General features: G+C 38.8%; 1 protein-coding gene. It reads right to left on the bottom strand.

From position 1 onward, the window contains the following. Positions 1-240: UbiA family prenyltransferase (locus AC23ME_RS21140; RefSeq protein ID WP_487729704.1), on the bottom strand; the 240-nt coding region annotated here is incomplete at both ends.

The raw sequence follows: 240 nt of genomic DNA, 5'->3' as shown, positions 1-240 counted from the left end.
AATACCCAATCAATAGACCAAAAATGTGGGAATAGCCATACAAACTGGATCAAAAACAAAATTAATGCGAATTGCAAAACTATCTCTGGACTATCCTTAGGTAATACGAAATGGATGCCTTCATTTCCCAAACCAGCAAAATAGCCAATTATAGGTGGCACTGCTCCAGGAATTGCGCCAACAAAAACTGCTATAGGCGATATTCTCTTCAGTGGTGTATAAGCAAATGCGTACAGCAAA

Source organism: Pedobacter sp. T50_32, assembly GCF_057652195.1.
Note: the sequence above shows the minus strand (reverse complement) of the source record. Positions and strands in the feature narration are given on the sequence as shown.